The sequence below is a fragment of the Microcoleus sp. T2B6 genome (genome assembly GCF_036700475.1).
Taxonomy (GTDB): domain Bacteria; phylum Cyanobacteriota; class Cyanobacteriia; order Cyanobacteriales; family Microcoleaceae; genus Microcoleus.
The window spans coordinates 103,894-130,107 of the sequence record NZ_JAUBOZ010000007.1 but is presented as its reverse complement, the minus strand read 5'-3'; the positions used below and the strand labels follow the sequence as shown (position 1 = coordinate 130,107).

The following is a 26,214-nucleotide window of genomic DNA, read 5'->3' as shown; positions in this document are numbered from 1 at the left end:
GAGGTGTACGAAGTAGGCGGCAAGAAGGCTTGATAGCCCTAGCCCGCAGTTGTGAAATTCACTCTGGTCAGATTTTTAGTGCGATTTAGTTTTTGGCAATTTTTGCAGACAGATAAATCCAGTTTAAAGCGATCGAGTAATGTGATGCAGGCAAGCTTATTCATGCACCTACCTATTGAGTTTAACTTCGATCCGGGAATTCCCCAACAGGCTTCGAGCCATCTCTAGCTAGGCTGTTGAGAAGTTTTTGCTGGTTCCGACTCTTGTTCTGTTGCCGGGGTTCAGGATGCGGGCGGCTCCCTCGACGGCAATTTGGGTGTATTGTGGCCCGGAAGCAGTTGTGCTTTCATCGCCGCCAACTCGGTATCCACATCGTCGGCACCTTCGAGAGAGAGAAACTTCTTTTCTAAATCATTAGTTCCGAGTTCTGCGATTGCTTCGGAGCGAGCTTCTAGCTGCATGACTTTCTCTTCCATCCGTTCAAAGGCGCTCAAAGTGCTGCCGGTACTGAGATTGCCCATCATTTCTTGCAGCCTTTCCGACGATGCGGCCGATCGAGCTCGGGCAATGTACATATCTTTTTTAGATTTTGCCTCGGAAATTTTACTTTCGAGCGCCCGCATATTTTCTTTAAGTTTACTCACAACAGCCGATTGCTGATCCAGACTGGCTTTCATCGCCGTTGCCGTTTCTTGATAAGATTTCTTGCGCGTCAGAGCTTCCCGCGCCAAATTTTCCTCGCCTTTTTGCAAAGCTAGCTGCGCCCGCTGATGCCATTCTGCTGCTGTAGACTCAGCTTGGGAGCACTGGCGTTCAGTGCGTTTTTGAGCTGCAATCGCTCCTGCCACAGCTTGTCTGAGCTGCACTAAATCTTCCTGCATATCCATTACAGCCTGTTCCAGAATTTTTTCTGGGTCTTCTGCAGCGCCGACCAAACTGTTAATATTGGCTCGAATCACTCGCCATAGGCGATCGAATAATCCCATTTTGCCAGTCTCCCAATTTTAAACTTTAGAATTAAGACAGAGAAATCACCATTAAAAATTAAAAATGAATACTCATCAATCGTCTTTTTAATTTTTAATTGTGAAATTTTAATTCCCTCTAAGTTAGGTCGTCATGATTATTTTTAGGATGGGTAGGGCGCGAGCATTACCCATCAAAACTGAGCAAATGTTGGGTGAAGCGAAACCGAGGGTTCGTGCCTGGGCCCAACCTACTCCCCGATCATTAGTTTAATTGTCTTTGCCTAATTTATGGTTGATAGTATTGTGGCTTCACCCCTTTTTCTTGGAGTTCTTTCACCAAACGTTCTGCTGAGGCAGCATCGTTCAAAGCCCCCATTTGGATCTTGACACCCTTTGAGAAGTTCCGCACGTAGGCATCGGGAACTGCGGTTCTGGCTTGCTGCAGCGATTTTTCGTCTGTGTAATCGGTGACAACGTAATAGAAACCGTCGGCAGCCCGTGCAGGCCTTCCCAGCGGGGGTGTGGCGGCTGGGGATGCTGTCGCCGGGGATGCGGCGGCTGGGGAGGTGGCGGCTGGGGATGCTGTCGCCGGGGATGTGGCGGCAGGCTGGGCTGGGGAGGGTGTTGGAGGCAGTGTCGGCAGTGTCGGCACTGGCTGGGCGGCGCTGGGGCTGGGAGTGGGAAGCAAAGCCGTGCTCAGATTGTTGAGTCCTTGTTCCCTGCCTCTGGCCGGGTTGCCGTCTTCTGTAGGAATCGGCACAGCCCCGCTGGGGCCCGGAGGCGCTGGCGGAGTTGGCGGGATTGATGCTTTGGGTGACGGGGAAGGAATCGGGCTGACTGTCGGCTTGACATTGCTGAGAGTGCTCAAATCTAGCTCGACAAATTCCTTGGATACCAGATTTGGAGCTTTCGGCAGTTCCTTGGTGCTGGTATCTGAGATGGAAGTAGAGGCGGGACTGTCGCTGGGAGAGGGTGAGGTGCGATCGAGCAAACGGTTCAGGCCTGCCATCTTAACTAAATTTGACGGGTACATGACTGCGTAGCCCAAAGCTGTGCATGACAGCAAAAACAGCAGCATCGAACTCAGTCCCAAGGGAGTTAACAAACTGGCGGCTAAACTGCGTTCTACTGTAGGCTCAGCTTTTGACTCGTCCAAACTTTCGATCAGTTTTTCGCTTGATTCGAGATACTTGTTGGGTGCGAAGGCACTGCTAGATAATTTTGTGCCACCCCTGGTAGTTGCTAGCGGGGCATCGCCCTGAGTGCCGGCAAGGGATAGCGGCAGCGATAGCGGCTGCTGGGTTTCCTCCGCAGTCTCTGGCGGCAAATTTTGGGCTAGCTGTTGCTCGGTTGTGGCTGTTTGCTTGCCGGTACGAACTGAGGGCGACACCCACTGTTCTGCCCGCCGCCGGTGCCTTCTGTATGTTGTCAGTTCTGCTTCTAGGTTTACATCTAGACTCCCCAGCACTGCTTGCAAAGCAGGGTTGATTGGGGTTGAAGAGGATTGATGATTTGGGGATTCAACCGAAGAACGCTTACTCATTAGCAAAACTCCTACCGCCTCTGAATTAATTTTAATATGTTGATTGTAGAGATAAACATGAAGGTTGAAAACTTGCCTATTTTATGATTAGCTACTTTTGGCGTCAATGCAACAGGGGCTCGCTCGCCGGCAGCTATTTTTCATTTTCAGTGGAAAAGTCAATTGTTGCTGTTTCCCGGAGGCTGCTAACCGACACTCTCAGCCAATTTTTGTATTCTCTGCTACCGCTTATTTGTAACCTCTCATACTGGTTGGGCATTTGTACTTTTTCTTGATCCCTAACGGCTTTATAAACTTTTAACCTGTGTTTTTACCTATACAATGAGCAAGCACCGAGCTAATTGTTTCTATATATAACGAGATTATAAATAAATTATAAAATTTATTTATGCTCCGGGGATCGCTACAACCCAGACAGCATAAAGGTTGGGATGCTCTAAGGCAGACTAGCTCTGCAAGGGAGAATTAGAGATGAAAATGATTTCCCTAACAACTTTTATGCAAACCTCCTTAACTTCACCTTTAACTTCAGCTTGTGGTCACTGCCGTCACTATACCCCTGAAGGCAGACGCGGGGGTGTTTGCGCTTTACTAGGCGGCCCGGTTCAAAGTCAGTGGAAAGCTTGTGCTTTAGCGGTTTCGCCTTTTAGGTCATCTTGGGAAAACATAGAAGAAATTGGAATGTGGCAAGAATCGACTCTGACGCTGCAGGATGCCACCGTCACTCTTTCCGATCGCCATGCCGGCCAGCTTACAGGCACAACCTTAACCGAAAAATCCGCTGCAGCATTCTCGGTCTAGTTAGTCTGCAGCAGGACAGCTCATACCATTTTCGATTGTCAATTTTCGATTGGGGAATCACTGATGACTATCATGGTTTGGATCTGGCAAAGCAGTTTCATTCTTTTTGGGAACTGGTATCCATACTGACACTTTTGGACGATCGCGTGCATTTGGCTTTACTAACTCATAAAACTCAGCAGCATCTACTTTAATATGAGCGCATAAAAAAAACTGATTTCTCCATCCAGCTATGGCAGCCAAGGATATTGACTAAAATCAGGTTGCCGTTTTTCTAAAAAGGCTTGTTTGCCTTCGGCGCCTTCTTCGGTCATATAGTACAGCAAAGTGGCATTTCCCGCCAGTTCTTGCAAACCGGCTTGACCGTCGCAGTCGGCATTAAAAGCGGATTTCAAGCAGCGAATCGCGATCGGACTTTTTTCGAGAATTTCCGCAGCCCACTGAATCCCTTCTATTTCTAGTTGTTCGACGGGCACGACGCAGTTGACTAAACCCATTTCTAGGGCTTGCTGCGCGCTGTACTGGCGACACAAAAACCAAATTTCTCTGGCTTTTTTCTGGCCGACTACTCTGGCGAGATAGCTAGCTCCGAAACCACCGTCGAAACTGCCGACTTTGGGGCCGGTCTGTCCGAAAATAGCATTGTCAGCAGCGATCGTCAAATCGCAAATTAAGTGCAGAACGTGACCCCCTCCAATTGCGTAGCCTGCAACTAAAGCAATTACAACTTTGGGCATAGATCGAATCAACTTCTGCAAGTCGAGCACGTTCAAGCGGGGTATGCCACCTTCGTCTACATATCCCGCCGAACCCCGCACGCTTTGGTCGCCGCCGGCGCAAAAGGCGTATTTGCCGTCTGTATGAGGCCCGGCACCGGTGAAAAGGACAACGCCGATTTTTGTGTCTTCACGGGCATCAGTAAAGGCATCGCACAGTTCCTGCACGGTTTTGGGACGGAAAGCGTTCCGTTTGTGAGGTCGATTGATGGTAATTTTGGCGGTGCCGCCGCTTTTGTGATAGAGAATGTCTTCGTAGGTTTTGGCGGTTTGCCATTCAATTTGCATAATCAATCAATTTTAGATTTTAGACCGAGCTCGGTCTATCAAGACAGCGACAAGTCGCTTTTAGATTTTAGAGGCATTCGGTTCAATGGGATACCAGGGTCGATCGACTGTTGCAAAAAAAAATAAAGCGGGACTTAGGCAGAAACCAGGTTTTCGATCGACATACGCCGTGCAGCGCTCTTGGCAGGGGTTAAACAACCCGGTTTTTGAGAGTAAGAGCGCCCAATTCCCATCTCAAATGGAAACAGCGTCAAATCCTCGAACTCCTCTGACTACTTTGTACTGCCCAAAAAATTATAGGGGCTGGATTATTGGCGGAGTAAAATACTCAGCAAGTGCTTTGCTGCTTTGCCAAATACCGGATCGCGGGACTCGAATTCGCTGGGATCGAGTAAAGCTTTAACTTCGGCAAAAGCTTCTGAGTCGAGGGTTCCTTCTTTAGTAAATAAAGTGTCTATGACTGCAATGTGTCTGGAGTCGAGGCCGAGCCGATTTGCGATCGACTGTAAGTACATTTGCTCCCGCATATCGATGTGTCCGTCGGCCGCTGACATTTCGTAGCCGGAACCGATGAGCAACAGTTTTTCAGATTCTGAGAACAAAGCTGTCAGGGTTAGCAATTCCGTGGGGTTGAAGTAAACCTGCTGTTTCGATACTCCTTTGACAAGGCGCTGAATTAGTTCGATCCGATCGCGGTCGCCGCTGGCAAAGGCTTTGAGAGTCTTTTGCAGCCGTTCTTCTTCTTCAACTGCGATCGTCCTGTCAATAATCATAACTCCGCGCAGGATGGAAATCAGAGCCGTCAGAAACACTACCAAAGGAGTGATATCTTGTTCGCGCAGCTTTTGCCGACTAATGCGGCACAACAGCTCAACAATTTCAGTGGTAATCGTAGTGGTGTCCATAATTAAAGACTCTCGATTAAGCTGTAATGTAACTTTCTATATCGATCTTAAGTTTTTCTGTAACTTAGGTATGACGTGAATTATAAAGCTGAGCCGTTGGCTATTAGTGAGACTACTTATTTTATTCACAAACGCTGGATGACTAGGGCTGTGGAACTGGCGCAAGCAGCCGGTGATGCTGGTGAAGTACCCGTGGGTGCTGCAATTGTTGACGGTACTGGCAAATTGATTGCCGAAGCGCAAAATCGGCGAGAGCGAGATTGCGATCCGACTGCTCACGCTGAAATCTTGGCTTTGCGGGCGGCCGGCAAAGTTTTGCAAGACTGGCATCTCAACAAATGCACGCTCTACGTAACGCTGGAGCCTTGCCCGATGTGCGCGGGTGCGATCGTCCAAGCTCGGATTGGTCTGCTGGTATACGGAGCAGATGATCCGAAAACTGGCACGATTCGGACTGCGGCTAATATTCCAGATAGCGCGCATTCGTGTCACCGATTAGAGGTGCTCGGCGGTATTATGGAGTCTGTTTGCCGCGAGCAGTTGCTTTCTTGGTTTGAAGCACGCCGGAAAAATTAACCGGTAAAATTTTTTACTCTCTTCGGGGCGATGTTTAATTGAAATTGATCCTTTAACTGAAATAATAGATCCGTAATTGCCCGATCAAGCTTTCCAGGCGGCCGACTGCTCTGCATTAGTGCTGTCCGGTTGGCTGAGGTTTTACCTGTGACAGATTATCTCTTGCGGGCGCGATCGCTCGATCGGCACAAGGCCAATAGCAAAACTGTCCTGAGCCAAAAACTAAAGATTTGTCCAACAACTTACTTTAGACTTTATATTTCGATAAGGCAGCTTAATTGCTATGCGCCACACCGCCACGATCGCCGTTGAGTCCAGTAAATCATCTCTAGTGAAGCCCATGCCTGCCAAGGTAGCATCTAATACCTCTCGCGTTTCTCCTTGGTTAACCTCCTTGCTCTATCCGCTAGGTCACTATGTTGTCCTACCGTTTCATTTTGGCAAGATTGAGATAACCGGACAGGAGCACTTGCCGAAAGACGGGCCTGTCATCTTAGCCCCTACGCACCGCTCCCGGTGGGATGCCCTGATGATGCCTTATTCAACGGGACAGATGGTGACTGGACGCGATTTGCGGTTTATGGTAACTGCTGATGAAGTGAAAGGACTGCAAGGTTGGTTCATCAGAAATTTGGGGGGGTTTGCTGTGGATCTCAAGCATCCGGCAATTGGCAGTCTCCGTTACGGCGTGGAACTACTCCTCGACAAAGAAATGTTGGTGATTTTTCCCGAAGGCGGTATTTTTCAGGATGGCGAAGTTCACCCGATTAAGCCTGGATTGGCGCGTTTGGCAATGCAAGCAGAGTTGAGCAAACCGGGTTTGGGGGTGAAAATTGTACCGATGAGTATCCGCTATCGCCCGCGCATTCCTCAATGGGGTTGTCAGGTAAAAATTGCGATCGGTGCTCCGATTTGCGTGGCGGATTATGCCAATGGTGGCGGTGGTAAAAAAGAAGCACGATTGTTGAGTGCCCAGCTCGAAATGGAGCTTAAAAAGCTTGATGAAAGTTGTTAGTTGTCAGTTGTCAGTTGTCAGTTGTTCTCAAGTAAGTGAGGTAAGTCAGCTAGTAATCACCAATGACCAATCACGCATCTCATATTACTAAAAAGTGCTATAATATTTGTTACGACTGTTGAATACAGTGGTAATTTTTTGCTATGCAATGTCAGAATCTATGGGTTTTGCTTTGAACTTTAAGCCCGGTCAAATTGTCAGTTTAGAATGTGGAGATGCGTGCCTCCATTCCGAGGTGATCCAAGTGGTTGAGGCACGTCAAGTTTGTTGGGTGCGCCCTTTGATGTTAGTTGTATCGGCGTGGGGGAAAGATTTATCGGCAGAATACACTTTATCGGATTTGCGGGATGGTGCTGATTTGCTTTGGCCGCTGAGCTTGTTTCGGGAGGCTTTTGATACTGAGGTAATTTCACTGTTGACTGAGTTGCACTCTCTGGATGCTGAAAAAAAGGATGGTGCGATCGCATCTCGGCAACTTAGAGATTTTGTCGATCGAGTTTGGGAAGCTTTTCCCAGTGCTTTTCATTAAGCAGATATCGGGTGTTTTGTCTATTAGTCCGCCAGGGGTTTTCAACCCCTGTCTAATAGCTAAAGCCCTCTTGGATAGAAGTAATACTCTCTTGATTCTTCAGTCCGCGTAGGCGGACTTCGTTTGTCTAGAAGCGATTTCAATCGCCCAATTTTCTGTTCGCTTTTGGCGGACTTTTATACTAAAATACCGCGTGTGAAAGCTCTTCCGGGTTGAGATTATTGTGAATAACTTGACCGTCCCGGAACCAGACAACGCGGCGAGTTTGGCGCGCTACTTCCGGTTCGTGCGTTACCATAACAACAGTCATGCCGCTTTCGTTGAATTCTGTAAAAATATCCATTACTTCTTGAGTAGTTTTTGTATCCAATGCACCTGTAGGTTCATCAGCCAGCAACAACACGGGACGGTTGACAATAGCCCTGGCGATGGCTACGCGCTGCTGCTGTCCTCCTGATAGTTGATTCGGTCTGTTTTGCAGGCGACTTTCCAGGCCTACTTTCGTTAAAGCATCTACTCCGCGTTCGCGTCTTTCTGCTGCGGGAATGCCGGCATATACCATCGGTAACATGACATTTTCTAAGGCTGTCAATTGAGGCAACAGGTGAAATTGTTGGAAGACAAAACCTAATTTTAAATTGCGAATTCCGGCTAATTCTGATTCGGGCATTTGGGCGACATCTACGCCGTCTAAGTAGTAACTGCCGCTCGTAGGTCGATCGAGACAGCCGATAATATTCATAGCTGTAGATTTGCCGGAACCCGATGCGCCCATAATCGAGCAATATTCTCCTTGTCTTACGGTCAAGCTGACGCCGTTTAAGGCGCGAACTTCCAGGTCGCCAATCCCGTAAACTTTTGTTACCTCTTCCAGACCGACAACAACGGGCTTTGAGAGGACTTGCGGGTCGAGGTCTTGGTATGTATCGGTTTGTAGTTCAGGCATTTTTTTTCTGTGCGATCGACACAACTAACTACTAAGCTAACACTTCCCATCGGTTTTGGCGATCGGGGTGACGGCTGTTTCGATGCTAATGAACAGAAAATCTATATTCAAATCAAAGTGAATACTTTGACACCAACTGGGAGGTAAAGTCGGAGTGGAAACAAAAATCGGCGTTGCTGAATGGGGTATAAAATTTGTAGGGGAAATCCCCCCGTGATTGCCCCACCGCTGACGGTGTAAGGACTTAGAATTATCCCTACAGGCAAAATCATACATAAATTCAGCAGAGCCAAAAAATCTATACTATTTATGCAGTGACCGAAAGCATCCAGGATACAAGTCCCCGGATTCATGCGTCCAGAAATAAAAAACCTGTATCCGATAAAGGAACCCCCGAATTTATCCGTGGGGTCAATGCTAAAATCTAAAATCTAAAATCTAAAATCTAAAATCGATTGACTCTCTCTGTAGGGTGCTTATGGCAACTACTGTCAAAATACGCTCGCCCTGCTTTACCTCATCCTACCCGTTGGCGATGACCAATAAACCCAGTTTATTGGTCATCTACTGTTATACAAGGAATATTTAAAGATCGCCATCAACAACTTTTCAAGGGTTTCAGGGCCTTCTTCACCAAGTTGACAGGGCTTGGGTGAAATAGACACCCAAATAGGCTAAACTTGTGTCCGATCGCCAAACAGAGTACAAACCAATGACTACTTCTGCGGATACAAACCAGACCGAGATTTCCAATACAGTCTCATCGAGTCCACAAATGTTATCTTTCCTGAAAATTGTTGAGTATTTATCCATAGCCGCTTTTGTGGGTGCGTGCCTCCTTACCAGAGTTTTTCCAGACAATCAACTTATCGTTATTTTGGGATCGGTTTTTCTCTCTAGTTTTATTTTTCTCTTCCTGACCAATAGGCAATTGGCTCACAACTCTAGGAATAATGCTAATCAGTTAGAAATCCGAAGAAAAGCGGAACTATATAATTACCTCTTAAATCCGAATAATGTTTCGGATAACAATTCGATTACCCCGGTGAGAGAAAAGGCTTTACGATATTGCCAGGAGTTGATTGACGACTATAAAAACACCAGAGAGACTTCGAGAAATATTTACTATACTTTCCAGTTGGCAACCGTGATTTTCTCGGGAGTCACACCAATTTTAGTATTGGTAGACAAATTGGAACCAGGTCAATCTTTGCTCAAATGGCTGCCCGTAATTTGTCCCGCTGTCGCCTCGATAGTCGCCAGTATAGTTACCTCCTTTCCTTTTCAGGAGAATTGGATTTCTGCTAACACGGCTGTGGAATTGTTAGAAGCGGAACAGGAGAAATTTGTATTAGGAGTGACTCCAGCTTATCGTTGCTATGATGTAGCCGACGCAGCCCAACATCAACAAATGACAAAAATGGCAATAGAAAACTTTATCAATCAGGTGAATGAGATTCATCTCAAGCAAATCCAAAAACCAGATGATACAGCGTCAAAGGATCAGAATACAGAGCCAGCTCAATCTACCGAGTCAAAGTAGGGGCAGAGTTAACGAATCTGACAATACCAGTAAGCAGGTAGGGTTGAGTGAGGGGGAGCATCTCACTTTTTCAGCCAAGCTAGAAATTGGAGTTTTGAGGCAGGAGGCAGGAGGCAGAAGGCAGTAGGAAAGAGGAAGAAGGAGGGAGCTAGAAGAAGTTTTTTTACAAATATGAGATGCTCCCGAGTGAGGCCACCTGCTCTTATACGGCTAAACTTTTCATCACAGATGGCATTTTGGGGCTATCCTATAACCAAATATCGGCTAGTCCCCCGTTTTTTTACCCCTCAATTAGCTATCTATGTAGCGATCGGAAGTTCTCAAAGGCAAAATTTTTGAGCTATCATTAAGAAAATTTAAACGTAAACTTGGTAAGTTGGAGATTTTAGGTAAACACAATTATGACATACGATTACGACTTGTTTGTGATAGGTGCCGGTTCCGGCGGATTGGCGAGTTCCAAGCGAGCAGCATCCTACGGCGCAAAAGTGGCGATCGCCGAAAATGACTTAGTAGGCGGAACCTGCGTAATTCGCGGCTGTGTCCCCAAAAAGCTCATGGTGTACGCCTCCACATTTTCGCACCTTTACGAAGATGCGGTGGGCTACGGTTGGAGTCCAGTAGAAAGCAGCTTTGATTGGGAAAAACTTGTCACCACCGTAGATGCAGAAGTGCGGCGGCTGAGCAAACTGCACATCAGCTTCCTCGAAAAAGCCGGAGTCGAATTAATCTCAGGATACGCGAAATTTATTGACCCCCACACCGTCGAAGTTGGCGACAAAAAATTTACCGCAGCCAAAATCTTAATTGCAGTCGGCGGAGAAGCGCAAAGAGTCCCAATTGTCGGCATTGAACACGCGATTACCTCTCGCGAAATCTTCCTACTAAAAGAGCAGCCAAAACGCTTGGCAATTTGGGGAGGAGGCTACATCGGCGTCGAATTTGCTTGCATTATGAACGGGTTGGGAAGCCAAGTAACTCAAATCATCCGCCGTGACTTAATTTTGAACGAGTTCGACACAGAAATTCGCACCAACGTGCAAGAAGGAATGATTAAGCACGGCATAAACATTTTGACAGAAAGCTCGATAAACCACATTGAGAAAACCCCCGAAGGCTTAAAATTAACTCTGTCGGGAACAGCCGAAGGAACGCTAATAGTAGACGCGCTGTTGTGCGCTACCGGGCGCAAACCCAACTTGGAAAAATTGGCTTTAGAAAATGCGGGAGTAGAAACAGATAAAGGTGCGATCGCCGTTACCAAAGACAGCCGCACCAGTCAGCAGCACATTTTTGCAGTCGGAGATTGCACCAACCGCATCAATTTAACGCCAATTGCGATCGCCGAAGGACGCGCTTTTGCAGATACTGAATTTGGCAACAATCCGAGAGCAATCACTCACGAAAATGTCCCGTCAGCGGTATTTTCCCAGCCGGAAGCAGCTACAGTTGGCTTAACAGAAGAGGAGGCTAAAGCCAAGTTTCCCGAATCAATTAAGTGCTATACAGCCAAGTTTAGACCGATGTTTCATTCTTTGACAGGTGCAGATGAGAAGACTTTTGTCAAGTTAGTTGTTGAGACTAATACGGACAGAGTTTTGGGCGTGCACATGGTTGGGAAAGACGCGGGGGAGATTATTCAAGGAATGGCGATCGCTGTTAATATGGGAGCTACGAAGAAAGACTTCGACGCGACTATTGGCATTCACCCATCGACTGGTGAAGAGTTTGTGACTCTGCGGTAAAGCGGGCGAAGCAGCCAGGGGTTTAAACCCCTGCCTAACAGCCTAAAGTCAGTTAAAATTCAGATATTGCACCATTTTCCAGAACAGGCAGGATGCCTGTTCCACAGAAAAATTAAATTTTATTGTGGGGTGGGCATCCTGCCCGCCCGTAAAGGGATTAATGAGTAATTCAACCAAACAAAACAAAATTTTAGCATTCTATCTCGGCCAGCAGCCTGATTCACAAGGTCGGGCGATCGAGGATATTTGGTCGTGGGATTACCAGAAGCTGGAATCCGTGCACAATTACATTCAATGGCTGTTTCCGCTGAGAGAAAAGAGCCGCTTTAATTCCAGTGCTCCTACTTTAAATGATGAGGTTATTCAAGCTTTTAGAACAAGTGAAGAGTTAAGAAGTCGCTTAGTCAAATCTCTAAAAGTCATGCTGGGGTTTTACGGGTTGGAATGCCGCGAAGGGGAAAACGCAGAAATTGTAATTGCCAAGTCCCCAGAATATTTGTCAAGGAAAAGAGAGTGGATTGAACAATTTAATCACAACTACCTGCGGCTGACTAGGATTCTCACAAGTTTGACAGAGTTGGGATTGAAAAATTACGCTTTAGCTCTTTTCAGGTGTTTGGATGAGATATATAATGAAAATCAAAAAAGTATTGGTTTAAAAACTTATACATATTGGAAAAATGCTGTAAATAGTTAAATCTAGCGAAGCCAATCAGCGGGACAGTAACCGGACGCTACGAACACAATAAATAATGGATAAAGCAATTACAGAAAATCACGCTCAGTCGGGCAGAGAAATTTATCAAAGGATTTCCAACAACATTCAAAAAGTCGTGAAAGGGCAATCAGCAGCAATCAGGAAATTGCTGTCAGCCTTTGTCAGTGGCGGGCACGTCCTCCTAGAAGATTATCCCGGTACAGGTAAAACTACCCTAGCTAAAGCCCTAGCCTTATCTGTAGATGTCAGCTTTAAACGCATTCAATTTACACCTGACCTTTTGCCATCCGATATCTTGGGCATATCCATGCTCGACCCCAATCAACGCACGTTCCATTTCCACGAAGGGCCTATTTTTGCTAATATTGTCTTGGCTGACGAAATCAATCGCTCATCACCGCGAACCCAATCCGCCCTCCTAGAAGCAATGGCAGAATTTCAAGTCAGCATTGACGGAAATTTGCACAAACTTAAAGACCCATTTTTTGTTATTGCTACTCAAAATCCAGTAGAATCTCGTGGCACTTATCCACTTCCTGAAGCCCAAATGGATCGCTTTGCAGTTCAATTTAGTCTAGGATACATCTCGCCCGAAGACGAAGTTAACCTGCTCGGAGACCAAATCCATCAACATCCTATTGATACACTTCAAACCTGCGTTAACTTAGAGGATATAATTAGCTTAAAACAGCAGGTAAAGCAAGTTAGAATTAGTGAAGAATTGAAACGTTACCTCGTAGATATCGTGAATGCAACTCGCTCAGCCGAAGGCGTACAACTAGGAGCGAGTCCCAGAGCTTCCATAGCTTTAATGAAAGTTGCTCAAGCATTAGCTTTGTTCGATGGCTATGAGTTTGTTACGCCTGAACATATTCAAGAACAGGCGGTATCAGTCATCGCTCATCGCCTAGTAATGGAACCTCAAGCGCGTTTTTCGGGTAGAATGGCCCCAGGTGTAGTTGAAGAAATTATCAAATCTATTCCTGTACCCGCCTAAAAAATGAAACGTTTTTTCTACGCTATTTTTCGCTTCTGTGCGCGTGTAAATCGCTCGCGAAAGAAGCGATTGACCAACAATGGGTTAGCAGTGCTTAGCTGCACGCTTTTAGCGGGAATTTTAGGATTAGATACTAATCAGACTGTGACTTATCAAATCTTTACTTTCCTGTTGTCAATTATAGGAATAGCCATAATTTTTAGTAAATTTTTTCGCTTCCGCTTCAATGCAGTACGGTTTTTGCCAAAGTTTGCAACTGTTGGAGTCACTTTAAAATACCGTATACTCATTCATAACAAAACTAGCCACAGTCAAAATAACCTGAAATTGTGGGAAAATTTTGCCGACACCTTCCCAAGTTTTCAAGAATTTATAGAAACACCTGAACCGGGTGAAGAACAGCGCACTTCATTGGATAAATACTTCGGCTATTATCGTTGGCTGTGGCTGATTTATAGAAAACAATGCGCCACAGCTAAAGTCATAGAATTGCCTCCTCTTCCACCCAATAGCAAAACAGAAGTGGTAGGTGAAATCACGCCGTCCTGCAGAGGTGTTATCCGCCTCAGTGGTCTAACAGTTACTAGGTCAGATCCTTTTGGGATTTGGAATGCTTGTAAAACAAATTCCTTGCCCCAATCTATGTTAATTTTACCCAAACTATATCATTTACCACCAATTCAGCTTCCTGGCTCAAGAAGATATCAATCAGGTGGCGTAACATTAGCTTCATCCGTAGGAGATTCCGAGGAATTTAGGTCTCTGCGGGATTATCGACCGGGAGATCCGCTACGAAAAATTCACTGGAAAAGTTGGGCAAAAGCAGGTAAGCCAATGGTCAAAGAAGAACAGGATGAATTTTTTGTGAGGCACGCCCTAATTTTGGATACATTTCAAAATGTAAAATATAGTGAAATTTTAGAAGAGGCAATTTCAATTGCGGCTTCATTATCCTATGAAGTTCAGACTCAAGAATCATTATTGGATTTGATGTTCGTCGTTCAAGAAGCTTATTGTTTTACCTTTGGCAGAGGGCTGAACTCTACTGATAAAATGCTAGAAATTCTCGCCTCCGTCGGTGCCTGTCAGGATAAAGTTTTTGACTCGCTCACCTCAGTTTTGATGGAGAAAATCTCTCTGCTAAGCGGTTGTATTTGTATATTTTTGTGCTGGGACGAACCTAGAAAAAGATTAGTAAATTATCTGAGAAGTCGCGGTATCCATACCTTAGTTTTAATTTTAACAGAGCGAGAAGCTCAATTAGATAGCTTAAATTTAGAACTCATTAAAGATGACTTAACAAGCTGCCATATTTTAAAGCTAGGTCAAATACAAGAGGAGTTAATGAAATTATGAAAATGCCAGTGTTTCTTTTGGGTGTTAGTGTAATTTTTTGGGGCTGGCAGACGGGACTATGGTTTTTTGCGTTGCCAATTGCTCTGATTTTAGAGGCAGCTAACTGGTGGCCTTATCGGTGGGATTTTTCAGCTAGTGATTTTAGGCGCATTGCTAATTTATGTCTGATTTTTTTGTGCTGTTTGCTGGTTTATCTCCTGGTCGCCAACCGCTCTATTTACTTGATATATAATTTGTTGCAGTGGCTTCCTGGTGTATTCTTTCCACTGGTAGCTGCTCAGGTATATTCTGTCAAGGAAAGTCTGGATATACGCCTAATGTTTTTGTGGCTAAACAAGGCCACAAAAAAAGCACCACTTAACCCCTTGATGGTGAATCTAAATTATCCATATTTTATCTGTTGTCTGCTATCCGCTAGTGCGACGAATAGTAGAGAGATATTTTTTTATGCTGGGATATTTGTCTTAACAGCTATTGCTTTGTGGTCTGTGAGAACGAAAAGATTTTCATCTATTCTCTGGCTTTGTCTGATGTTAATTGCTGGCAGTATAGGATTTATAGGACAGATGGGTCTGCACCAACTTCACCTAGCAGTAGAACAGCAAGCAATTTCCTGGCTTAGTAATGGGAATTCTCAAGAAACAGATTTTTTGAAAAAACAAACAAACATCGGGTCAGTGGGATTATTAAAACAGTCAAATGAAATTATTTTTAGAGTTGCTCCTGAAGCTAAACAGACTCCTCCCCGACTGCTAAGAGAAGCCACTTATAATCGCTACAACTCTTCACTGTGGCTCGCCTTAAATCCTAACTTTGTTCCCGTACAACCAAAGACTAATGGCACAACTTGGGATTTAGGCGACCAACTACCGAATCCATCAACGATTACTATTTCGGCTACACTCCAAGGCAACCAAGGTTTATTAAAGCTGCCAGATGGAACTTTTAAAATTGACGCCTTGCCTGTCAGTCAGATGGAAAAGAATAAATATGGCACAATTAAAGTGGTAGGAAAAGTTGATAGGCTGGCTTATCGAAGCTACTTTAATAATAATTTTTCTGTAGATAGCCCGCCTACAGCAGACGACCTGCAAATACCAAAATCAGAAATGGCTGCACTGAATAAAGTCCTCAGCCAAATGGATATTCAAGGCCAGTCTCCACCACAAATTTTAGATAAAATAGAGTGGTTTTTCCTAAAAAATTTCGTTTATTCACTGAAGCTTAGGGGCCAAGATAATGATGCTACGCCTCTATCAACATTTTTACTGAACACTCGCTCTGGACATTGTGAATATTTTGCTACTGCTGCGACACTTCTCCTGAGAAAACTCGGTATTCCAGCCCGTTATGCTGTTGGATATTCTGTTCACGAATTTAGTTCTTTGGAGAACCAGTATATTGTAAGAAGTCGCCATGCTCATGCTTGGACTTTGGCTTATATCGCGGGAAAATGGCAAGCTTTTGATCCTACGCCTTCTGATTGGCAAAGCATGGAGGATGCTGCTGCTCCCCCAGGGGCATTTATCTCTGATTTATGGTCGCTATTGAGTTACAAAATTTTGCTGGGGTTGCGATATTTATCAGGTAGCAATGGATTGAAGTATGGGGGAGTCATCCTGCTGATCTTAATATTTTTCTGGAGGTGTAATCCTAATTTTAAGAAAAATGTACGCCTTTTATCTAAGAAACAAAGCTGGCTAAAAGCTATTTATAACAAAGATTCGTTGAGTCCGAAATCGGAATTTTATTTAATCGAACAGGCTTTAAATGAGTCTGGATTGATTCGCCATCCTTCCGAGTCTTTTAAAAATTGGATCGAGAGGTTAAAAAAAGAAAAACCGGAGTTATATTGTCTCGAAGAGTTAGCATTGTTGATTGAGATTCATTATTGCGATCGCTTCGATCCAAAAGGAATTCAAGACGCACAAAAAGCTGAATTTAAATTGGCAATTCAATCCTGGATAGAGCAATATCACCGGCAGGCGATCGCCTCAAACTCTCAGGTCAATAAAAGCGCTAAGCCTACTATAGCTTTTCTCAGGTAGATAATGTACAGATTTAGATTTTAAATTGGGGTATTGAGGACTTTTTAATTGATTCGTAAATTCCCCAACTATTCAGTTATTCAATCTAAACTTGTACCTCCCTTAATTGATAACCGCTATACATAGCTTTTCTAAATCACTTGTAAAAGTAACGCTTCTGGGGCGAGTCAGAGCGTCCATTTTCTCAACCAAGGCTGGGACTCTGGATCTGGGTTCCCAGGTTTACACCTCGGAACCCGTTAATTACAGGAAAAATCAGGACACGGCAGTGCCGTTTCCCTACCTGCCGCCTCGTCGAAAAAAAATTTTAAATCCTTTGAACCTTTTTTGCGATCGCCCTGTCTAAACACTTCAGATAACGAACTGGTGGGGGAGACTTCACAGGTGTTAGCTGTGTCAGCCAATGTTTTAACCGATGACTGTTCCGACTCGGACTTAGTTGCTCAATGTTTAAAGGGCGATCGCACTTGCTTTCGCTACCTTTACCAACGGTACCAACACAAAGTCAGGTCAACCCTTTACCAACTCTGCGGCCCCTCACTTCTTGACGATTTAGCACAAGAAGTATTCCTGCGAGTCTGGAAAGGATTGCCCAAACTCAAGCACCAGGAAAACTTTTCTACTTGGCTTTATCGAATCACGTGGAATGTGGCTTCCGACCAAAGACAAGCATTTGCTAAACAGCATTCTTTTGACTCCCAACTCAAAAATCAAGAAACAATGGATCGGGTTATTTTCAAAGATAACACATCGGACTTGATGCAGTTGCACTATCAAGATTTAGTGCAACGGGGACTGGAGCAATTGAGCTTTGAACACCGCAGCGTTTTGGTGCTGCACGACTTAGAAGACATCCCGCAAAAAGAAGTAGCCCAAATTTTGGGACTGCCTGCGGGAACCGTCAAATCTCGCGTGTTTTATGCCCGAAATTCTCTGCGGCAATTTTTGCAAAAAGAAGGTGTCAGCGAGCTATGAATAACCCAAGCAGCGACCAAGAGTTAGTTAATTTTTTGAAGCAACATCGCCCAAAGATTCCTGAAGCTGCACCAGATTTAGAGCAAAAAATTCTAGCAGCAATAGAAAGTAATCAGGCGAGCGTTGTTAATGAAACCCACCGGGAAAAAACGCCAGTAACTACGTCACCTAAGTCTAATGACAGGTTAAAAATATCATCGGTTTCTAAGTGGGCTGTGTCGTCTGCGATTGCTGCTGGTCTCCTAGTTCTTTGGTCTGGCTACCGTCCGTTTGAGACTGCACAATTGCCAGATGAGGAAACAGCTAAGTTAGAAGCATTTTTAGTTACTAACTGGGAGGGTGTCCTCCATGATTCTCCGCAAGAAAGTATGACCGATCGCTCACAAACAGACTGGTTGACTTTCAGCCCTGGTGCTGACAGTGAACCGCCCACAAATAAGTAATATCAAAGAGGTAATTTTCATGTCAATTCGTCGTATTTCTGCCCTAGCCGTTTTAATGCTGACTCTCGGCAGCACAGCCGCAGCAATAGCAGTTCCCAATCCCCTAGAACCAGAAACAATTGCACAAAACCAGCGTCCCAATCGACCCGCTGGCAGGGAAGGTGGGATGTTCGAGAAACTTAATTTAAGCGCAGACCAAAAGCAGCAAATGCAGGCAGTGCGCGATCGCTACAAAGACCAAGTTTCCCAGCGAATGCAAGCAGTCCGCCAAGCCAGACAAGAATTGGAAACGATGATGTCCGGCAAGGAAAATGCCAGCCAAATACGCGACAAACACCGTCAAATAATGGGATTGAGGCAGCAGTTGGAAGAGGTGCAATTTGAAATTACACTCGCAATGCGAGAAGTGCTCACTGCCGAACAACGTAGCCAATTAGCTCAACTGATGCAGCAGCGCCGACAAAATGCTAAAAACCGGATGCAAAACGGTCAAAAACCGCAGTAATTGACGAGTAGTTTAGAGTGAATTGCAGGGTGCGTAATTCGCACTCTGCGATTCATTGTAAGCAGGTATAAATCAATAAATACAGGCATCGATAAACGCTGGTTTTCTGTAATCTACGCGATGGCTTTCTCTCTTCGGATAATTCGTCTAAAAAGTAAGCGATTTCAAGTCTATGCGATGGATTTCTCTCTTGGGATAATCAGTAAATATGTTCATCTACTTAGGGTCTTATTTTTTTATTTAATAACTCATTTTAAGTTAAAATAATTAGTTGAGAAGTCTCATAAAATTTTCTGGATGAATCTACAGAACGATTCGAGTTACATTTATTTACACGGATTTGCTTCAAGTCCCGATTCCCTTAAGGCAAAATATTTCCGAGAGCGCTTTTCGTCCCTAGAAATTGACCTAAAAACTCCCGATCTCAATCAAAACGATTTTTCCGGCCTCACCCTCACCCGTCAGTTGCAGCAAATAGAAACAGACTTTCTGCAAACCCAATCCTCGCAATCGGCAGAAAAGGTAAAAGAATTAGGCGGAGTTACAATAATAGGGTCTAGTTTTGGGGGGCTGACAGCGGCTTGGTTGGCCGATCGACAATTGTCCGTAAAACAAATAGTTTTGTTAGCACCGGCTTTTGACTTTATCTCCCACTGGCTGCCGCTGCTGGGACAGCAACAGTTAGAAAAATGGCAGTCTGAGAAATATTTGCCCGTTTACCACTACGGCGAACAAGGTTATCTGCCGCTGAATTATCAGTTTGTGGCAGATATGGCTCAATACCCTGAAGAAAAATTAATGCGCTCCGTGCCTACGTTAATTCTCCACGGGAAGCATGATACAATAATACCGATTCAAGCTAGCAGAAATTTTGCCGCTAACCGTCCCTGGGTGCAATTAATCGAATTAGAAGACGATCATTCTTTGGGAAATGTCCTAGCGGAAATGTGGGAAGCGATTCAAAAGTTTTGCCAATTCAAAAATTAAAATTTGACCAACTTGCAAGTCTTAACACTCAAATGACTGAACAAGATCGATCGACTCGCACCCTAGCCGTTGACATTGGCGGAAGTGGCATCAAAGTTATGGTTTTGGACAATGAAGGCGAGCCCCAAACGGAACGCAGCCGTTTAGAAACGCCTCAACCACCGAAACCGGAACCCGTACTAGAGGCGATCGCCTCTTTAGCAAGCGGACAAGGGGAATTTGACCGAGTATCCGTCGGTTTTCCCGGTGTCGTGCGTCTAGGCGTCATCAAAACCGCAGTGAATTTAGATCCGTCTTGGATAGATTTTGACCTAGAAACTACCCTCAAAGATCGCTTGGGAAAACCTGTGCGAGTGGCTAACGATGCCGATATTCAAGGATTGGGAGCAATTGCTGGGACGGGGGTAGAATTAGTAATTACCCTTGGCACCGGTTTCGGTTCTGCCTTATTTGTCGATGGTATCTTGGTGCCAAATCTAGAATTAGGACATCACCCGTTTCGCAAAGGGGAAACTTACGAACAGCAATTAGGGCGATCGGCATTAGATACAGTGGGCTCCAAAAGATGGAATCGCCGTCTGGAAAAAGCGCTCACCTATCTGCAAAATCTCTTTAATTGCGATCGTATTTACATCGGCGGCGGCAATACTAAAAAGATTGCTGTTGAGTTACCGCCACAGGTTAAAATAGTACCCAATGTGAGCGGTTTATTGGGCGGGATTGCTTTGTGGCGCGATTGAATAAACTTTGTGGCTAAAATAGCCATCAATAATATCAAAGAAACCGGATTTTTTGGTTGGATTAAAGGCAATAATCCAGTCTTTAGGTAAAAAACCCGGTTTCTGAATCCACGACGGTTGATTGGGTTTTTGGCTGGTGCGATGGCAGTTTAAAAAATTATTCGCCCATCGGATCGCGGTAGCGTTTGGGTTCATCCTTGCGAAAGAGATTCGCCAAACCGAGGATGCCCAACAAACCCAAAGCACCCCAATGATTGTTGTCTTCCTTGCTTTCTTGAAGGGGAGTGGTGTCTAGAACAACTCCATTAGACTCAGTATTGTTCTGTGCCGGAGCTGACTCGGTTTGAGCTGAGGCAGGCATAGCTGAAGGGAGAACAGCCAAACTCAAAGCTATGAGGGTAGCGGCGGCATTTTTAGATAAATCGGAAGGCTTAACTTTCATACTCGGTCTCCAAATATCAGCAGTTACTTTATCAAAATAATCAATTTGTTACAGCCGACGCATCAATCGATCGACAGAAACTAAATCCCCCTCTCCTCTTGCTTTCGAGATAGAACAAGCTCTATGCTAAGTTCAGATGCTTCTAAGCAGATAATCTAAAATAAAAAGTCGTAAATTATACCATGCTTCCCTTTATCCGAAAAGATTTAGCCGAACTTACCGCATACACTCCCCATCCGGGCGGCACATCAGGAGAATCAGCGCACTCGGAAAGTGCGATCGATCGCCTGGATACCAATGAATGCCCCTACGAGTTGCCAGAAGAATTAAAAAAAAAGCTAGCTTGGACTTACCAGCAGTTAATTGAGACAAATCGTTATCCCGACGGAGGCCACGCAGCGCTCAAAGAGGCGATCGCCCAATACGTCAATGAATCCCTAAATGTCCCCCCCCTTAACAAGGGGGGGCTAGGGGGGGTTACACGGCCAAAAACCGCCATTACAGCCGACAATATTTCTGTGGGCAACGGTTCCGACGAACTAATTCGATCCATCTTAATAGCTACTTGTTTAGGCGGCCAAGGCTCTATTTTGGTAGCGAATCCCACCTTTTCGATGTATGGAATAATCGCCCAAACCCTCGGCATTCCCGTTGTGAGTGTTCAGCGGAAAGAGGAGAATTTTGAAATCGATATCGAGGAGGCTAAAAGGGCGATCGCCCAAAATCAAAATCCCCCCGTGCGCGCCGTCTTTGTCGTTCACCCCAATTCGCCCACAGCCAATGCTTTGACAACCGATGAAATAGAATGGTTGTCAACTTTACCCGAAGAGATATTAGTAGTAATTGACGAAGCATATTTTGAATTCAGCCAAAATACTTTAGCCGACCAATTGCACAACCACCCGAATTGGATAATTTTGCGGACATTTTCCAAAGCATTTCGGCTAGCATCAATGAGAGTCGGATATGCGATCGCCCATCCCGAACTCACAGCCGCCTTAGAAAAAATCCGTCTCCCCTACAACCTTCCCAGTTTCTCGCAAACTGCAGCCGAGTTAGCTCTAGCGCAGCGGCAGTTATTGCTAGCAACTATTCCAGAAACTCTATCAGAAAGAGCCAAATTAATTGCAGCGCTAACTCAGCATCAAAAATTGCAAGTTTGGCCGAGTGCGGCTAACTTCGTTTACCTGCGCGTGAAAGCCAGCGAGGGCGAATCTGCCGAACAGGAACACAAACAAATGATGCAGCAGCTAAAAGAGGGAGGTACTTTAATTAGGCATACTGGGGGAGGTTTGCGAATTACGGTGGGTAGCCCGGAGGAAAATCAGCGGACAGTCGATCGAATTGGAGAAATTTTTGACAACTCATAATATTCGGTCTCCAGTTTCTGCTTGACACAAAAATAACTTAGGAGAAGATATATATGCTTCAAGGAAAGGTTTTACGGGTTGCTCGTCCAACGGATTGCCTCGATCGAGTTGTTCATTTTTACACAGAGGGTTTAGGGCTGCAAATCCTCGATAGTTTTGAAAACCATGAAGGTTTTGACGGAGTAATGGTTGGGATGCCAGGAGAAAGCCACCACTTTGAATTTATCCATCAACGGGGACATATTGTAGGTGGCGCTCCAACTCAAGACAATCTTATCGTCTTTTACCTTCCTAACCAACAAGAATGGCAGCAGGCTGTTGAGCGAATGAAAGCAATGGGATTTGAGCCTGTAAACTCCTACAATCCCTACTGGGACAAAGATGGAGTGACCTTTCAAGACCCAGATGGCTATCGAGTCGTTTTGCAGAATGCCGAGTGGAGCTTGTAGCTGGTATTCTGTAGGTTGGGTTAAGTGATAGCGAACCCTACGCTTCGCTCTGCCAAACACCCAATTGATTAATAATGTTGGGTTTCGTTTCTCAACTCCACGGCTTATACAGAATGTTGGGTTTCGTGCCTCAACCCAACCTACACTATAAAAATCAGTGCTTAGCACATGCAGTATCGTCGTCTAAAAACTCCCGGAGCTACCTATTTTTTTACTATTGTTACGTATCAGCGCCAACGCTTATTTTCTGACCCCGAAATGGTAGAGCTGCTTCGCGCTGCATTCCGCAATGTTATAGGTGGATTTCCCTTTACAATTGATGCTATTGTTGTTTTACCAGATCATCTCCATTGTATTTGGACGCTGCCAGATCAAGATGCTAATTTTTCAACTCGCTGGCGATCGATCAAGAATTATTTCAGTCGTAATTGTCCTGAGCAATATAAACAAACTCGTTCAGTATCTCGTTTGAAAAAAGGTGAGCAAGCTATCTGGCAGAGGCGGTTTTGGGAGCATCAAATTAGAGATGAAGTGGATTTGGCAAATCATGTGGATTACATTCATTATAATCCGGTCAAGCATGGATTAGTTGCCGCACCACGGGATTGGGAATATTCCAGTTTTCATCGCTATGTGCAGGATGGTTCTTATTCAAGGGATTGGGGCGCGAATGTTCTGATTGAATGGGACAATGAAGTTGGTCAGGAATGATGAATATTAATTTTGCAACAAATCTTGCGTAGGTTGGGTTGGAACGATAGTGGAAACCCAACATCAACATCGGTTGCGTTGGGTTTCGTTCCTCAACCCAACCTACGGCTAAAATGATGCAATAACATTTTTAATTATCAATCTGCCGTGCCGCCCGAATGGTTTGAGGAAATACGCCTACTAAAAGTGCCAAAGCTTCATCGGGAATTTGTGCCACCGTTTCCCAATCCAAATATTGTTCAAACTGAGTTAAAACCATTTGTGCGCGTTCCAAAGCTGCTGGCTTTGCCGTTAACTGTTCCATTAACCGCACCCACTGCCGCCGAATTCCAAAAGCTTTCTGTATTTCTTCGGGAGATTGAGGGCAAACCAAACAAAAATCGCCCACGGGAATCGCCTGCTGAGAGTCAACATCAAAAGCGCCCCCAACGGCAGCCCCAGGCCCGGCAAACTCCGCGTGGAAACGTTTAATCAAAATTAGGCCGTTCCGGCGACGGCTATCTACCATCAACAGCTTGCCGCTGTTGATTTCTGCGAGAATGTCAGAGGAGTGGGGGTGTTCTGTCAAATCTGTGCCAAGGTTTCGAGTTCGCAAGTCCGGGTCAGCAGAAAGGCCGAGGGGGACAATATAATTAGAGGTAAGATTAGAGCTGGTTGAAGTATCAATTTTTTTCTCCTCCCGCTGCCGATCGAGATTATTCATTTAAAGTCATAAATTAATACTGTCACAAGGTGGTAGTTTGAGCGCGATCGAATATCAAATGCAGGTAGAACAAGCAGTAGACACCCTGAAAGCGGATCTCCCGACGCTTTTTGAAAAAGACATCTCCTACGACATCTACACAAAAGATGTTTATTTTCAAGACCCTGTTAACAAATTTAAAGGAAAAATCAACTATCGCATTATCTTTTGGACTCTGCGATTTCACGGGCAGCTATTCTTTAACGAGATTTACTTCGACCTCCACGACGTAGGTCAGACAGCCCCTGATACTATTGTGGCAAATTGGACTGTTCGCGGGACACTGCGGGTTCCCTGGAAAGCTCGGATTTTTTTTAACGGCTACTCTACTTATAAACTGGATAAAGACGGCTTAATTTACGAACATATCGACACCTGGGACAGAGAACCCGGAGAGATTTTAAAGCAGTTTTTCCGCAAGGGGGAGGAGGCGAGCCAAGTATAAGCCAAAAAGGTCGATCGGGCCGAGCCATCAGGGTCGGCAACCGAATTAACTTATAGTCAGTAACTCAGCTCTAAAGAGACTGAGCTTGTAAGAAATTGCAAGCTATGCTGACCAGCCTAAGATTCTTGAAATCTACGTTATTTTAGTCACGACACCAGGCGAATGCGAAGCTAGTTCCCTGCTCTGTCATCTGCAACTAAACAGTCTTAAAGTCACTGAGGCAGTGTTGCAGGTTTAAAAAGCTCTTATAACCTTGGCGAAGCTAACATTACACGCAAGTGGAGGGACGCAACAATGTCCAATTTTATTTTCGTACTTGATACAAACAAAAGACCGCTAACACCTTGCAAGCCTTCAATGGCTCATAAGTTGTTAACTGCCGGCAAAGCGGCTGTTTTTAGACGGTTCCCATTCACAATTATTCTCAAAAAGGTGATAACAGCAACTATTGAATCAATTAGTCTCAAGTTAGATCCAGGTTCTAAAACTACTGGCATCGCTTTACTAGAAGGTGAGAAAGTAATTTTTGGCGCTGAACTAACTCATCGAGGTCAAGCCATCAAAGCAAGTCTTGATTCCCGTCGCGCACTGCGTCGAGGAAGACGAAACCGTCATACTCGCTACCGCCAAGCAAGGTTTTTAAACCGTACCCGCCAAAAAGGTTGGTTAGCACCATCTTTGCAGCACCGGGTAGAAACCACCCTAACTTGGGTCAACAAATTACGCAGACTTGCACCAATCAGTCTAATCGTTCAAGAGCTTGTCAGATTCGATCTACAACAACTAGAAAACCCAGAAATTAGTGGACTGGAGTACCAGCAAGGCATTTTATGTGGGTACGAAATCCGCGAGTATTTATTGAATAAATGGAACAGGAAATGTGCTTATTGCAACCTTGAAAACGTACCTTTGCAAGTTGAACACGTTCATCCAAAAGCCAAGGGTGGAAGCAATCGAATTTCTAATCTCTGCCTTGCTTGCGAGAAGTGCAACCAGAAGAAAGGTACTCAAGATGTTCAGCAATTCTTAGCCAAAAAACCTGACATTTTGAAGCACATTCTTGCACAAGCAAAACGTCCGCTCAAGGATGCTGCTGCCGTGAATTCGACTCGATGGGCGCTGTTCTCTCGACTGAAAGAAACGGGGTTGCCCGTCTTAACTGGTTCAGGTGGACTGACCAAGTTTAATCGTACTCGACTGCAACTACCTAAAACTCATTGGCTTGATGCTGCTTGTGTCGGTCAACTTGAATCATTGTCTGTAGTAACGAGTAAACCATTGCTAATCAAGGCGACTGGACACGGAACTCGTCAAATGTGCCGCACAGACAAATTTGGCTTTCCATCTCGGTACGTTCCGAGAAACAAGTTTGTCAAAGGTTTTCAAACGGGCGACATTGTAAAAGCAGTCGTTACCAGTGGCAAGAAAATTGGTGAATATGTTGGTCGAGTTGCGGTTAGAACGACGGGTTCGTTTAATATCTCGGCATCAGAATTGATGCAAGGGATTAGCCATAAATACTGCAAAATTGTTCATCACAAAGATGGCTACAATTACTCATTTTGAACTTGAAGATTCACGGCGCTTGAAATCGCCGGGTCGTTTTCCTCTCAGGACTGAAGTCACTGAGTTTCCCACTTACCGAGTGTTT

At 45.0% G+C, this 26,214-nt stretch carries 31 protein-coding genes; 24 read left to right on the top strand and 7 right to left on the bottom strand.

Going from position 1 to position 26,214, the window contains the following annotated elements:
- Positions 1-51 precede the first annotated feature (51 nt).
- A complete protein-coding gene (locus QUA00_RS05320; protein WP_333139302.1) occupies positions 52-228 on the top strand; it encodes a hypothetical protein in 177 nt (58 codons plus the stop codon).
- Positions 229-281: 53 nt separating this feature from the next.
- Here QUA00_RS05320 and QUA00_RS05315 read toward each other — a convergent pair whose 3' ends face one another.
- Both QUA00_RS05315 and QUA00_RS05310 read right to left on the bottom strand, forming a co-directional pair.
- A complete protein-coding gene (locus QUA00_RS05315) occupies positions 282-986 on the bottom strand; it encodes a PspA/IM30 family protein (protein ID WP_333408918.1) in 705 nt (234 codons plus the stop codon).
- A 268-nt stretch (positions 987-1,254) separates the two neighbouring features.
- The gene (locus QUA00_RS05310; RefSeq protein ID WP_333408917.1) at positions 1,255-2,511 is read right to left on the bottom strand and encodes a hypothetical protein; all 1,257 of its coding nucleotides are present in this window, start codon (positions 2,509-2,511) and stop codon (positions 1,255-1,257) included.
- Positions 2,512-2,982: 471 nt separating this feature from the next.
- Here QUA00_RS05310 and QUA00_RS05305 point away from each other — a divergent pair, with 471 nt between their 5' ends.
- Together QUA00_RS05305 and QUA00_RS05300 are read left to right on the top strand one after the other, a co-directional pair.
- Positions 2,983-3,312 carry a hypothetical protein gene (locus QUA00_RS05305; RefSeq protein ID WP_333338568.1) on the top strand — a complete coding sequence of 110 codons (330 nt, stop codon included), beginning with the start codon at positions 2,983-2,985 and terminating at the stop codon, positions 3,310-3,312.
- A 35-nt stretch (positions 3,313-3,347) separates the two neighbouring features.
- Positions 3,348-3,506, top strand: coding sequence for a hypothetical protein (locus QUA00_RS05300; protein ID WP_333408916.1), 159 nt, complete (start codon positions 3,348-3,350; stop codon positions 3,504-3,506).
- Positions 3,507-3,542: 36 nt separating this feature from the next.
- Here QUA00_RS05300 and menB read toward each other — a convergent pair whose 3' ends face one another.
- A complete protein-coding gene (gene menB, locus QUA00_RS05295) occupies positions 3,543-4,376 on the bottom strand; it encodes a 1,4-dihydroxy-2-naphthoyl-CoA synthase (protein WP_333338566.1) in 834 nt (277 codons plus the stop codon).
- 308 nt (positions 4,377-4,684) lie between these two features.
- Entirely contained in the window at positions 4,685-5,281 is a 597-nt protein-coding gene (locus QUA00_RS05290) for a TerB family tellurite resistance protein (protein WP_333139315.1), read from the bottom strand.
- A 75-nt stretch (positions 5,282-5,356) separates the two neighbouring features.
- Here QUA00_RS05290 and tadA point away from each other — a divergent pair, with 75 nt between their 5' ends.
- From tadA to QUA00_RS05270, 4 genes are all read left to right on the top strand, one after another.
- Positions 5,357-5,857: a tRNA adenosine(34) deaminase TadA gene (tadA, locus tag QUA00_RS05285; RefSeq protein WP_333308153.1), complete on the top strand. Its 501-nt coding sequence runs from the start codon at positions 5,357-5,359 to the stop codon at positions 5,855-5,857.
- 147 nt (positions 5,858-6,004) lie between these two features.
- On the top strand, positions 6,005-6,169 hold the full coding sequence (locus QUA00_RS05280) for a hypothetical protein (RefSeq protein WP_333408914.1): 165 nt from the start codon (positions 6,005-6,007) through the stop codon (positions 6,167-6,169).
- Positions 6,141-6,872 (top strand): lysophospholipid acyltransferase family protein, encoded by a 732-nt coding sequence (locus QUA00_RS05275; RefSeq protein ID WP_445305719.1) that lies wholly within the window; start codon positions 6,141-6,143, stop codon positions 6,870-6,872. The genes QUA00_RS05280 and QUA00_RS05275 overlap by 29 nt, the downstream gene beginning before the upstream one ends.
- Before the next feature lie 148 nt (positions 6,873-7,020).
- On the top strand, positions 7,021-7,401 hold the full coding sequence (locus QUA00_RS05270; RefSeq protein ID WP_333139321.1) for a hypothetical protein: 381 nt from the start codon (positions 7,021-7,023) through the stop codon (positions 7,399-7,401).
- A gap of 181 nt (positions 7,402-7,582) precedes the next feature.
- Here QUA00_RS05270 and QUA00_RS05265 read toward each other — a convergent pair whose 3' ends face one another.
- Positions 7,583-8,347 (bottom strand): ABC transporter ATP-binding protein, encoded by a 765-nt coding sequence (locus QUA00_RS05265; RefSeq protein WP_333139323.1) that lies wholly within the window; start codon positions 8,345-8,347, stop codon positions 7,583-7,585.
- 9 nt (positions 8,348-8,356) lie between these two features.
- On the opposite strand from QUA00_RS05265, the gene QUA00_RS05260 reads away from it, so the two are divergent.
- The 12 genes from QUA00_RS05260 (at position 8,357) to QUA00_RS05205 (ending at position 20,404) form a co-directional block, all read left to right on the top strand.
- Complete coding sequence (locus QUA00_RS05260; protein WP_333139325.1) at positions 8,357-8,494, top strand: hypothetical protein; 138 nt, start codon at positions 8,357-8,359, stop codon at positions 8,492-8,494.
- A gap of 565 nt (positions 8,495-9,059) precedes the next feature.
- Entirely contained in the window at positions 9,060-9,890 is an 831-nt protein-coding gene (locus QUA00_RS05255) for a DUF4231 domain-containing protein (RefSeq protein ID WP_333139327.1), read from the top strand.
- Between the two features lie 401 nt (positions 9,891-10,291).
- Positions 10,292-11,635 carry a glutathione-disulfide reductase gene (gene gor, locus QUA00_RS05250; RefSeq protein ID WP_333408912.1) on the top strand — a complete coding sequence of 448 codons (1,344 nt, stop codon included), beginning with the start codon at positions 10,292-10,294 and terminating at the stop codon, positions 11,633-11,635.
- A 160-nt stretch (positions 11,636-11,795) separates the two neighbouring features.
- Positions 11,796-12,332 carry an opioid growth factor receptor-related protein gene (locus QUA00_RS05245; protein WP_333139331.1) on the top strand — a complete coding sequence of 179 codons (537 nt, stop codon included), beginning with the start codon at positions 11,796-11,798 and terminating at the stop codon, positions 12,330-12,332.
- A gap of 55 nt (positions 12,333-12,387) precedes the next feature.
- Positions 12,388-13,350: a MoxR family ATPase gene (locus QUA00_RS05240; protein ID WP_333308149.1), complete on the top strand. Its 963-nt coding sequence runs from the start codon at positions 12,388-12,390 to the stop codon at positions 13,348-13,350.
- A 3-nt stretch (positions 13,351-13,353) separates the two neighbouring features.
- On the top strand, positions 13,354-14,706 hold the full coding sequence (locus tag QUA00_RS05235; protein WP_333408910.1) for a DUF58 domain-containing protein: 1,353 nt from the start codon (positions 13,354-13,356) through the stop codon (positions 14,704-14,706).
- Positions 14,703-16,754: a transglutaminase domain-containing protein gene (locus tag QUA00_RS05230; protein ID WP_333408909.1), complete on the top strand. Its 2,052-nt coding sequence runs from the start codon at positions 14,703-14,705 to the stop codon at positions 16,752-16,754. The genes QUA00_RS05235 and QUA00_RS05230 overlap by 4 nt, the downstream gene beginning before the upstream one ends.
- 384 nt (positions 16,755-17,138) lie before the next feature.
- Entirely contained in the window at positions 17,139-17,729 is a 591-nt protein-coding gene (locus QUA00_RS05225; RefSeq protein WP_333139338.1) for a sigma-70 family RNA polymerase sigma factor, read from the top strand.
- On the top strand, positions 17,726-18,172 hold the full coding sequence (locus QUA00_RS05220; protein WP_333408908.1) for a hypothetical protein: 447 nt from the start codon (positions 17,726-17,728) through the stop codon (positions 18,170-18,172). The genes QUA00_RS05225 and QUA00_RS05220 overlap by 4 nt, the downstream gene beginning before the upstream one ends.
- Positions 18,173-18,191: 19 nt before the next feature.
- Positions 18,192-18,677, top strand: coding sequence for a Spy/CpxP family protein refolding chaperone (locus QUA00_RS05215; protein WP_333139342.1), 486 nt, complete (start codon positions 18,192-18,194; stop codon positions 18,675-18,677).
- Positions 18,678-18,974: 297 nt separating this feature from the next.
- Positions 18,975-19,664 (top strand): YqiA/YcfP family alpha/beta fold hydrolase, encoded by a 690-nt coding sequence (locus QUA00_RS05210; RefSeq protein ID WP_333408907.1) that lies wholly within the window; start codon positions 18,975-18,977, stop codon positions 19,662-19,664.
- A 32-nt stretch (positions 19,665-19,696) separates the two neighbouring features.
- On the top strand, positions 19,697-20,404 hold the full coding sequence (locus QUA00_RS05205; RefSeq protein ID WP_333107905.1) for an ROK family protein: 708 nt from the start codon (positions 19,697-19,699) through the stop codon (positions 20,402-20,404).
- 157 nt (positions 20,405-20,561) lie between these two features.
- Here the strand turns inward: QUA00_RS05205 and QUA00_RS05200 are convergent, their stop codons facing one another.
- Positions 20,562-20,846, bottom strand: coding sequence for a WGxxGxxG family protein (locus tag QUA00_RS05200; protein ID WP_333139346.1), 285 nt, complete (start codon positions 20,844-20,846; stop codon positions 20,562-20,564).
- A gap of 182 nt (positions 20,847-21,028) precedes the next feature.
- On the opposite strand from QUA00_RS05200, the gene QUA00_RS05195 reads away from it, so the two are divergent.
- The 3 genes from QUA00_RS05195 (at position 21,029) to QUA00_RS05185 (ending at position 23,376) form a co-directional block, all read left to right on the top strand.
- Positions 21,029-22,216: a histidinol-phosphate transaminase gene (locus QUA00_RS05195; protein ID WP_333408906.1), complete on the top strand. Its 1,188-nt coding sequence runs from the start codon at positions 21,029-21,031 to the stop codon at positions 22,214-22,216.
- A gap of 53 nt (positions 22,217-22,269) precedes the next feature.
- The gene (locus QUA00_RS05190) at positions 22,270-22,665 is read left to right on the top strand and encodes a VOC family protein (RefSeq protein WP_333107902.1); all 396 of its coding nucleotides are present in this window, start codon (positions 22,270-22,272) and stop codon (positions 22,663-22,665) included.
- 168 nt (positions 22,666-22,833) lie between these two features.
- On the top strand, positions 22,834-23,376 hold the full coding sequence (locus QUA00_RS05185) for an REP-associated tyrosine transposase (RefSeq protein ID WP_333408905.1): 543 nt from the start codon (positions 22,834-22,836) through the stop codon (positions 23,374-23,376).
- A 130-nt stretch (positions 23,377-23,506) separates the two neighbouring features.
- Here the strand turns inward: QUA00_RS05185 and QUA00_RS05180 are convergent, their stop codons facing one another.
- Positions 23,507-24,079, bottom strand: coding sequence for a hypothetical protein (locus tag QUA00_RS05180; RefSeq protein WP_333139354.1), 573 nt, complete (start codon positions 24,077-24,079; stop codon positions 23,507-23,509).
- A gap of 58 nt (positions 24,080-24,137) precedes the next feature.
- Here QUA00_RS05180 and QUA00_RS05175 point away from each other — a divergent pair, with 58 nt between their 5' ends.
- Positions 24,138-24,563 (top strand): DUF2358 domain-containing protein, encoded by a 426-nt coding sequence (locus QUA00_RS05175; protein WP_333139382.1) that lies wholly within the window; start codon positions 24,138-24,140, stop codon positions 24,561-24,563.
- Between the two features lie 294 nt (positions 24,564-24,857).
- Complete coding sequence (gene iscB / locus QUA00_RS05170; protein ID WP_333408904.1) at positions 24,858-26,129, top strand: RNA-guided endonuclease IscB; 1,272 nt, start codon at positions 24,858-24,860, stop codon at positions 26,127-26,129.
- Positions 26,130-26,214: the final 85 nt, after the last annotated feature.

What these genes read in the sequence shown, in the direction of transcription:
- QUA00_RS05255 (WP_333139327.1), top strand. Translation starts at nt 9,060, where the DNA reads ATGACTACTTCTGCGGATACAAACCAGACCGAGATTTCCAATACAGTC.
- QUA00_RS05220 (WP_333408908.1), top strand. Translation starts at nt 17,726, where the DNA reads ATGAATAACCCAAGCAGCGACCAAGAGTTAGTTAATTTTTTGAAGCAA.
- QUA00_RS05195 (WP_333408906.1), top strand. Translation starts at nt 21,029, where the DNA reads ATGCTTCCCTTTATCCGAAAAGATTTAGCCGAACTTACCGCATACACT.
- iscB (WP_333408904.1), top strand. Translation starts at nt 24,858, where the DNA reads ATGTCCAATTTTATTTTCGTACTTGATACAAACAAAAGACCGCTAACA.
- QUA00_RS05200 (WP_333139346.1), bottom strand. Translation starts at nt 20,846, where the DNA reads ATGAAAGTTAAGCCTTCCGATTTATCTAAAAATGCCGCCGCTACCCTC.
- QUA00_RS05290 (WP_333139315.1), bottom strand. Translation starts at nt 5,281, where the DNA reads ATGGACACCACTACGATTACCACTGAAATTGTTGAGCTGTTGTGCCGC.
- QUA00_RS05205 (WP_333107905.1), top strand. Translation starts at nt 19,697, where the DNA reads ATGACTGAACAAGATCGATCGACTCGCACCCTAGCCGTTGACATTGGC.
- QUA00_RS05180 (WP_333139354.1), bottom strand. Translation starts at nt 24,079, where the DNA reads ATGAATAATCTCGATCGGCAGCGGGAGGAGAAAAAAATTGATACTTCA.
- QUA00_RS05175 (WP_333139382.1), top strand. Translation starts at nt 24,138, where the DNA reads ATGCAGGTAGAACAAGCAGTAGACACCCTGAAAGCGGATCTCCCGACG.
- QUA00_RS05235 (WP_333408910.1), top strand. Translation starts at nt 13,354, where the DNA reads ATGAAACGTTTTTTCTACGCTATTTTTCGCTTCTGTGCGCGTGTAAAT.
- QUA00_RS05305 (WP_333338568.1), top strand. Translation starts at nt 2,983, where the DNA reads ATGAAAATGATTTCCCTAACAACTTTTATGCAAACCTCCTTAACTTCA.
- QUA00_RS05265 (WP_333139323.1), bottom strand. Translation starts at nt 8,347, where the DNA reads ATGCCTGAACTACAAACCGATACATACCAAGACCTCGACCCGCAAGTC.
- menB (WP_333338566.1), bottom strand. Translation starts at nt 4,376, where the DNA reads ATGCAAATTGAATGGCAAACCGCCAAAACCTACGAAGACATTCTCTAT.
- QUA00_RS05270 (WP_333139321.1), top strand. Translation starts at nt 7,021, where the DNA reads ATGTCAGAATCTATGGGTTTTGCTTTGAACTTTAAGCCCGGTCAAATT.
- QUA00_RS05245 (WP_333139331.1), top strand. Translation starts at nt 11,796, where the DNA reads ATGAGTAATTCAACCAAACAAAACAAAATTTTAGCATTCTATCTCGGC.
- gor (WP_333408912.1), top strand. Translation starts at nt 10,292, where the DNA reads ATGACATACGATTACGACTTGTTTGTGATAGGTGCCGGTTCCGGCGGA.
- QUA00_RS05230 (WP_333408909.1), top strand. Translation starts at nt 14,703, where the DNA reads ATGAAAATGCCAGTGTTTCTTTTGGGTGTTAGTGTAATTTTTTGGGGC.
- QUA00_RS05310 (WP_333408917.1), bottom strand. Translation starts at nt 2,511, where the DNA reads ATGAGTAAGCGTTCTTCGGTTGAATCCCCAAATCATCAATCCTCTTCA.
- QUA00_RS05185 (WP_333408905.1), top strand. Translation starts at nt 22,834, where the DNA reads ATGCAGTATCGTCGTCTAAAAACTCCCGGAGCTACCTATTTTTTTACT.
- QUA00_RS05190 (WP_333107902.1), top strand. Translation starts at nt 22,270, where the DNA reads ATGCTTCAAGGAAAGGTTTTACGGGTTGCTCGTCCAACGGATTGCCTC.
- QUA00_RS05315 (WP_333408918.1), bottom strand. Translation starts at nt 986, where the DNA reads ATGGGATTATTCGATCGCCTATGGCGAGTGATTCGAGCCAATATTAAC.
- QUA00_RS05215 (WP_333139342.1), top strand. Translation starts at nt 18,192, where the DNA reads ATGTCAATTCGTCGTATTTCTGCCCTAGCCGTTTTAATGCTGACTCTC.
- QUA00_RS05210 (WP_333408907.1), top strand. Translation starts at nt 18,975, where the DNA reads ATGAATCTACAGAACGATTCGAGTTACATTTATTTACACGGATTTGCT.
- QUA00_RS05240 (WP_333308149.1), top strand. Translation starts at nt 12,388, where the DNA reads ATGGATAAAGCAATTACAGAAAATCACGCTCAGTCGGGCAGAGAAATT.
- QUA00_RS05275 (WP_445305719.1), top strand. Translation starts at nt 6,141, where the DNA reads ATGCGCCACACCGCCACGATCGCCGTTGAGTCCAGTAAATCATCTCTA.